5 protein-coding genes are annotated in these 8,024 nt (G+C 73.2%); all 5 read left to right on the forward strand.

Annotated features, from left to right (window positions below; translation table 11 throughout):
• Nucleotides 1–78 precede the first annotated feature (78 nt).
• The 5 genes from ACFRAV_RS17785 (at nt 79) to ACFRAV_RS17805 (ending at nt 7,954) form a co-directional block, all read left to right on the forward strand.
• Nucleotides 79–1,902, forward strand: a complete 1,824-nt coding sequence (locus tag ACFRAV_RS17785) for a DUF4192 domain-containing protein (RefSeq protein WP_382556486.1) — start codon at nt 79–81, stop codon at nt 1,900–1,902.
• Between the two features lie 159 nt (nt 1,903–2,061).
• Nucleotides 2,062–2,817, forward strand: coding sequence for an NUDIX hydrolase (locus ACFRAV_RS17790; protein WP_351117493.1), 756 nt, complete (start codon nt 2,062–2,064; stop codon nt 2,815–2,817).
• A gap of 108 nt (nt 2,818–2,925) precedes the next feature.
• On the forward strand, nt 2,926–5,031 hold the full coding sequence (locus ACFRAV_RS17795; RefSeq protein ID WP_382556489.1) for an ATP-binding cassette domain-containing protein: 2,106 nt from the start codon (nt 2,926–2,928) through the stop codon (nt 5,029–5,031).
• A gap of 71 nt (nt 5,032–5,102) precedes the next feature.
• Nucleotides 5,103–6,020, forward strand: a complete 918-nt coding sequence (locus ACFRAV_RS17800; protein WP_382556491.1) for a FadR/GntR family transcriptional regulator — start codon at nt 5,103–5,105, stop codon at nt 6,018–6,020.
• 401 nt (nt 6,021–6,421) lie between these two features.
• Nucleotides 6,422–7,954, forward strand: coding sequence for an RNA polymerase sigma factor (locus ACFRAV_RS17805; RefSeq protein WP_382556494.1), 1,533 nt, complete (start codon nt 6,422–6,424; stop codon nt 7,952–7,954).
• Nucleotides 7,955–8,024: the final 70 nt, after the last annotated feature.

Consider the following 8,024-nt stretch of genomic DNA (forward strand, 5'->3'; position numbering starts at 1 on the left):
TTTGTCCACAGGCTGGTCGTCCACAGCCGAACGGGTGACGGCTTTACGGATCACCGGGATCGCCCGCATCGTCGCCGTATGACACATCGCGAAGAAATCACCGGTTCGTCCCGGAACGAGACCGACGGGACGGGCGCGACGCCCGGCGGTGCCGCGCCGGACTCCCTCCTGCCCCAGGTCACCCTGCGCAGTACCGGCGAGCTCGCCGACGCCCTGCCCTACCTGCTCGGGCACCGGCCGGAGGACAGCATGGTGCTGGTCGCCCTGCACGACTCCGGCAAGCAGGGGCGCTTCGGCGGCAGGGCGCGACTGGGCATCCCACCCGAGCCGGGCAACTGGCGGCCGGCCGCCGGTCAGCTGGCGCTGGGTCTGGTGACCGGCAGCGCCCGGCGCGGTTCCACCGTCAGCGGGATGGTCGCCTACGTGTGCCAGGAGCCCGGCCCCGGCGAGACCGGGCGGGAGGTCATGGAGCGCCTGCGGCCACTTGCGCAGCTGATGCGCACCGAGTGCGGGCGACTGGACGTGCCGGTGGTCGAGGCGCTGTGCCTCTCCGACGGCCGCTACTGGAGCTACTGCTGCTCGGACGAGGCCTGCTGTCCCGTGGAGGGCAGACCCATGGGCCTCCCCGGCACCTCGGTGCTGGCCGCGGCCTCGGCCTTCGCCGGGCTCCGCGTCAGGGGCTCGCTGGAGGAGGTGCGGGTACGCCTGCGTCCCTGGGAGGGCACCTCGGTGGTGGCCGCGCAGGAGGCCGCGCTGGACGGGACGGCGGCCGCGTTGCTGCCGCGCCTGGTCGAGATGGACGGCCGTGCCCAGGTGGCCGAGCTCACCATGGAGCTGGCCGAACAGGTGCACGGCCGGTTCTCCGCCGCCCGGCCGGAGGCGGAAGGGCTGGACTCCGACCTCCGCGACGACCAGCTGCTCAGCCACGAGGAGGCCGCGACGCTCGTCCACGGCCTGCAGGACCGGGTCACTCGGGACCGGGCCGCGGAGTGGATGGAGGGCGAGGACGCGGCCCCGGCCCTCCGGCTGTGGCGTGCGCTCTCCCGTCGCTGCGTGGGTTCCTACGGGGAGCACGCGGCGCCCCTGCTGACCCTGGCGGGCTGGGTGGCCTGGTCCACCGGCGACGACGTGGAGGCGCGCGAGGCGCTGGCCATGGCGCTCGCCGCCGATCCCGGCCACCTCTTCGCCCGCCTGCTGCACCGGGCCATCGACGAGGGCCTGGACCCGGAGTCCGTCCGGCGGTGCCTGCGGGAGGAGCGGGCCCGCAGGAACGCCGTGAGGGCCGCCGGAGCTCGGCCCATGGCGGACGGTCCTCCGACCGGCAAGAGCGACGGCGCAGCGGTCCCCGGTGAAAGCGCCGCCGAGAGCCCGGCGCCCATGGGCGGGCCGGTGGCGGCCGGGGGAGCCGACGGCACCTGCCGGCTTGAGGGCACCGCGCCCGCGGGAAGCCTGGAGGGCGCGTCGGGGGCGTCCTACGGGCCGGACAGGGCGGCTTGGGAGGGGGTCGGCACCGGGTGCGTGACGGCCGCGGTCGGGGTGCCCGCTCCGGTGCCGGGGGAGAGGCCCGAGCGAGGAGCCGAACCGGACGTCGACGGAAGGGCAGCGGCGTCGGAGAGCGCGGGTGCGGGGCATGCGGATGGAGCGGGAAGTACGGGGGACACGGCGATCACGGGGGAGGGGGACGCGGGCCCGGTAGGTGGGACCGGGGCCCTCGCTGTCGGAGGCGTCGAGCGGCGCCCGGCGTCCTGCCGCGTCCCCGCGCGGCTGCGGGCCGGAGTCAACCGGCGCGGTCCGGGCCGGGCGGACCCCCGCCTCAGCCGCCCCGGTAAGGGCGGCGGGCCCTTGGGCGGACCGGGGCTTCGTGGGCGCGCCCACGACGGAAGGAGGCGCGGCGACAGGTGAGGATCGGGGCGGGCCCGTCGGGCAGAGGCGTACGGCCCCGCGGAGCCGCGCCGGTGCGGCAGGAGGCTCACGGGGGCGGTGTGCGTGCCCGCCGTGGATCTTCCCTCGGTCTGCGGGCGAAGCAGTGTTTATCGTCAGTGAGACGACTATGATCGCGGCATGCCCTACGACCCGTCAGCCTTCCCGCCCTTCGCCGTCACCGTCGACCTGGTGGTGCTGACCGTGCGCCGTCACTCGCTGTGCGCGCTGGCGGTCCGCCGTGGCGAGCCTCCGTTCCAGGGGCGCTGGGCCCTCCCCGGCGGCTTCGTGCGCGAGGACGAGGACCTGACCCAGGCCGCGGCACGCGAACTGCTCGAGGAAACCGGCCTGCGGGCCCACGACCCGGCCGTCCCCGCGGAGCCCCCGCAGGACAACGGCGCCCACCTCGAGCAGCTCGCCACCTACGGCGACCCGGGGCGGGACCCCCGGATGAGGGTGGTCAGCGTCGCCCACCTCGCCCTGGCGCCCGACCTCCCCGCGCCGCGCGCCGGCGGCGACGCGGGCGACGCCCGTTGGGCCCCCGTCGAGGAGCTCCTGCACCCCTCCGGCCCCGAACAGGACGCCCCCCTGGCCTTCGACCACGCCGGCATCCTCGCCGACGGGGTGGAACGCGCCCGCTCGAAGATCGAGTACTCCTCGCTCGCCACGGCCTTCTGCCCGCCGGAGTTCACCGTCGGTGAGCTGCGCCGTGTCTACGAGGCGGTCTGGGGTGTCGCGCTCGACCCGCGCAACTTCCACCGCAAGGTCACCGGCACACCTGGCTTCCTGGTCCCCACCGGAGGCACCACCACCCGGCAGGGAGGCAGGCCCGCCCAGCTGTTCCGGGCCGGCGGGGCGACGCTGCTCAATCCGCCGATGCTGCGCCCCGAGGTCTGACCCGACGACGGGGGAGTGGCCGGGACCGGGCGGCGGCAGCGGGGCGACCACGTGGCCAAAACGGGCAAATGGTAAGGAAATAGAGCCTGTCGCGCTATCTTGCTTCGGGTGATCAAGGCCATCGGACTCACCAGCGCCCCGCGTGAGCAACTCCCGCCCGTCGTGGACGACGTGTCCTTCGAGGTTCTCCCCGGCCGCGTCACCGCACTGCTGGGCGCGCGGGGGTCGGGCAGGACCACGGTCCTCCAACTCATGCTGGAACTGCGGCCGGGGCGCGGCGCCACCCACTTCCGCGGCCGCCCCCTGCACGCCTCACCGGCCCCGCTGCGCGAGGTCGGGGCGCTCCTCGGCGACGTGCCGGGCCACCCGGCCCGCACGCTCCGCGGCCACCTCCGCATGCTCTGCGCGGCCACCGGGACACCGGCCGCCCGTGCCGACGAGCTCCTGGAGGACGGCGGTCTGATGGAGCTGCGCGACCACCGGCTCGACTCCCTCTCCCGTGGCGCCGACCGTCGGTTGGGCGTGGCCTGCGCCCTGGTCGCCGACCCGCACGCCCTGCTCCTCGACGAACCCGTCGCGGGGCTCACTCCCGACGACGCCCGCTGGCTCCACTCCACCCTGCGCCTCCGTGCCGACGACGGCGGCGCGGTGCTGTTCACCACCGCGGACCCCCGGGAGGCCGCCCGGGCCGCCGACCACGTGATCACCCTCCACCGGGGGCGGGTGGCCGCCGACCAGGACGTCGCGGAGTTCACACGGACGCGGTTGCGCCGCCGTGTCGCCGTACGCACCCCGCACGCCGGGCGCCTCGCGGACGTGCTGGTCAAGGAGGCCCGCGTCTCCCGCCGGCCGGTGGACGTGGTCCGGGAGGGCGGCACCCGCCTGTCGGTCTACGGCGGCGACTGCGCGGAGATCGGCGAGGCCGCCTACCGGCACCGGGTCCTGATCCACCAACTGTCCGAGGAGACCGCTGACATGGGCCCGGGAGGGCGTGTTCACCACGGCGGAGGCGGTTCCGGCGCCGACGGTCCTGGCGTCGACGGTCCTGGTGCCGAGGGTCGTGGTGCCGAGGGCGATGAGGGCGTCGGCCTCGACCGCGCAGGCTGTGGCGTCGCCGGTGCTCACTACCGGGGAGACGGCGCGCTCGACGACGTGGGGGGAACCCTCGTCCACCACCAGGAGGCGCGGGAACAGCGGATCGCGGTGGGCTCGGCCGCCTCGGGTTCGGACCGTGACCCCGTCGCGCCCGCGGTCGTGGGCGGCGACGGCGGCCCGGAGCGGCAACCACCGCACGGCCCGGCGCCCCGCCCACCGCTCCGCCCACGCCGCTCCTTCTCACCGACGCGCCCGCTGCGCTACGAGTTCCGGCGTGCCCGCGGCACCGGTGTCTGGCCCCGCACCTGCGTCGCCGTCGTCCTGACCTCCGCGGCGCTCACCCTGCTGCTGGCCCGCGTCGGGCACACCCCGCAGACCCGGCTGCTGGCCGCCTGGCCCGACGAACTGCCCCTTCCTCCCGCCGCGCTCGGCGCGGCACTGCTGGGCGCCCTGTCCTTCGGCCACGAATTCCGTTATCCCGCCCTCGCGGTGGACCGTGGCACCGTGCCCCGGCGGCTGGGGCTGCTCGCCGCCAAGCTGCTGGTGTCGGCGGCGACGGCGACGGCACCGGCGGTGGCCGCCGTGGGCATCGACGCGCTGGTGCTGCGCCTGTTGCTCGGTGCGGAGTCCGCGACCCTGCCACCGCGGTGGCAGGCGTCGGCGGCGGTCTGGCTCGCGCTGGTCGTCGCCTGCGCGTGGGCGGGCGTTCTGGCCGCCGGACTCTTCCGGTCCGTGACCGGCGCCCTGGCCGCGGTCCTCGCGGTCCCGCTCGTCGCCGCCCCGTTGGTCGACCGGGCCGCCGGACTCATGACCCCCGGGTCCGGGCGTGGCGCAGCGTCACCGTCCGCCGGCGAACTCCTCGCCCGATGGCCCGTCGTCCGTGACGGGGCGACCGCCGAGGCGCTGCGGATGATCGGCCAACCCCTGGGCACGGCGATGCTGTTGTCGCTGGCCGCCCTGCTGTGCGGGTACCTGTGGGCGACCCTGCGCACCGTGGCCGTTCCGCGGCTGTTTCGCGCGCGAAGGCGACCGTTCGACAGGGCCGATGCCCTCCGTACGCCCAACTCGCCTTGGAACGTCACAATTCTTTCCGATAAGGCGTCAATTGAGGCGGAGTGAGCGATCACCCTTTCGTGTGCTTTTCACCAAAGCGCTCAAGGGAGTTGGCGCCAACGCCGACAAAGGATGACGTGAGTACCCTTGCGCACACCATGATGACCGCCGCCCGCTCCGTCGACTCCGGCCTGGCCGGGCCGGGCGAACTCGACCGCTACCCCTACGCCGAAGGGCCCGCGGGCGACCGCGTCGGCGCGCCCGTCTGGGAGACGGAGCCGGAGCTCGGCCGGGTCGGCGGCCGCCGTGCCGCCGGAAGCCGCGGCCGCGGGCTGCACGGCCAACTCGTCCAGCAGCTCGGACAGATGATCGTTTCCGGAGACCTGGGCGCGGACCGCCCGCTCGTTCCCGAGGAGATCGGCCAGCGGTTCGAGGTGTCCCGCACCGTCGTCCGTGAATCACTCCGCGTGCTCGAGGCGAAGGGTCTGGTCAGCGCCCGGCCCAACGTCGGCACCCGGGTGCGCCCGGTCAGCGACTGGAACCTGCTCGACCCCGACATCATCGAATGGCGCGCCTTCGGCCCCCAGCGCGACAACCAGCGCCGGGAGTTGACCGAACTGCGCTGGACGATCGAGCCGCTCGCCGCGCGCCTCGCCGCCGGGCACGGCCGTGAGGACGTCCAGCAGCGTCTCGCCGACATGGTCGAGATCATGAACCACTCGGTCGCACAGGGGGACGCCCTCACGTTCTCCCGGGCCGACGCCGAGTTCCACTCCCTGCTGATCCAGGTCGCCGGCAACCGGATGCTGGAGCACCTGTCCGGCATCGTCTCCTCCGCCCTCCAGGTGTCCGGCGGACCGGTCACCGGATGCGACCGTCCGAACGAGGCGTCCCTCGGGCACCACGCCCGGATCGTGGACGCCCTCGCCGCGGGGGACGGACCGGCGGCCGAGGCCGCGATGCGGCAGTTGCTGAGCGTGCACCCGGAGGCGATGCACACGGAGACCGTGCACCCGGAGATGGAGCGCGTGGTTCCGGCGCCTCGCGAGCACTGAGGGACGGGCGCGGCGCCGCCGGGGTGTGATTCCGGCGGCCCCTCCCTCCTCCTTTTCCCGCCCTCTTCCTCCCCTCGCCTCCGTGGTCCCAGGGGTGAGGGGTGTCCTGCATCACGGCATCTGCGGAAAACCGTCGCTCCGTGACCGGTGATGACCGACTATCTTCGGTATTGCACCGATTCGCGGTGTGACTCGGGCCACGCAGATTGGGCGTAACGCTCGGCGGAGCAGCGCGATGACCTAAGAGGTGACAGCCGAGGAAGGAATACGGACGCCGTACCGGCGCTTGTTCTTCCCGGCCCGAGCCCGCGCCGTCGGCTCATCCCCAGGCCGCCGGTCGTCGGCTCCTGTCCTTGCGGACGGGGCCGGAAGCCGTTTTCCAACGTTCCGAGAGGTTGTTCGTGTCGGCCAGCACATCCCGTACGCTCCCGCCGGAGATCGCCGAGTCCGTCTCTCTCATGGCGCTCATCGAGCGTGGGAAGGCTGAGGGGCAGATCGGCGGCGACGACGTGCGTCGCGCTTTCGAAGCCGACCAGATTCCGGCCACTCAGTGGAAGAACGTTCTCCGCAGCCTCAACCAGATCCTCGAAGAAGAGGGTGTGACGTTGATGGTGAACGCGGCGGAGCCCAAGCGCGCCCGCAAGAGTGTCGCCGCCAAGAGCACGGCCAAGCGCACCACCACCCGCTCGGTCGCCGCCAAGCCCGCGGTGACCAAGAAGGCCGCCGCGGCTCCCGCGGCGTCCGTCGAGGAGGGCGAGGAGGCGGAGGCCGCCGCGCCCGCCAAGAAGGCCGCGGCCAAGAAGGCCACCACCGCCAAGAAGACGGCGGCCAAGAAGACCACGGCGAAGAAGACCGCGGCCAAGAAGACGGCGTCCAAGAAGGACGACCCGGAGCTGGCCGAGGAGGAGATCGAGGAGACCCCGGGCAAGGCCGCCGACGAGCCCGAGAGCGCCGAGAGCGCGGGTTTCGTGCTGTCCGACGAGGACGAGGACGACGCCCCCGCCCAGCAGGTCGCCGCCGCCGGCGCCACTGCGGACCCGGTCAAGGACTACCTCAAGCAGATCGGCAAGGTCCCGCTGCTCAACGCCGAGCAGGAGGTCGAGCTCGCCAAGCGCATCGAGGCCGGTCTGTTCGCCGAGGACAAGCTGGCGAACTCCGACAAGATCGCGCCCAAGCTCAAGCGCGAGCTGGAGATCATCGCCGAGGACGGCCGCCGCGCCAAGAACCACCTGCTGGAGGCCAACCTCCGTCTGGTGGTCTCGCTGGCCAAGCGGTACACCGGCCGCGGCATGCTCTTCCTGGACCTGATCCAGGAGGGCAACCTCGGTCTGATCCGCGCCGTCGAGAAGTTCGACTACACCAAGGGCTACAAGTTCTCCACGTACGCCACCTGGTGGATCCGTCAGGCGATCACCCGCGCCATGGCCGACCAGGCCCGCACCATCCGTATCCCGGTGCACATGGTCGAGGTCATCAACAAGCTGGCCCGAGTCCAGCGTCAGATGCTCCAGGACCTGGGCCGCGAGCCCACCCCGGAGGAACTGGCCAAGGAACTCGACATGACCCCGGAGAAGGTCATCGAGGTCCAGAAGTACGGCCGCGAGCCCATCTCGCTGCACACCCCGCTCGGCGAGGACGGCGACAGCGAGTTCGGTGACCTGATCGAGGACTCCGAGGCGGTCGTCCCGGCCGACGCGGTCAGCTTCACCCTGCTCCAGGAGCAGCTGCACTCCGTCCTGGACACCCTCTCCGAGCGTGAGGCGGGCGTGGTCTCCATGCGCTTCGGTCTCACCGACGGTCAGCCGAAGACGCTCGACGAGATCGGCAAGGTCTACGGCGTGACGCGTGAGCGCATCCGCCAGATCGAGTCCAAGACGATGTCGAAGCTGCGTCACCCGTCGCGCTCGCAGGTCCTGCGCGACTACCTGGACTGATCGGACCCGGTCACCCGGCCGGTCGCGACCGGTCGTGAAACGACGCGAAGGCCCGGCTCCACTTCGGTGG

Source organism: Streptomyces sp. NPDC056600, assembly GCF_042792855.1.
Lineage (GTDB): Bacteria > Actinomycetota > Actinomycetes > Streptomycetales > Streptomycetaceae > Streptomyces.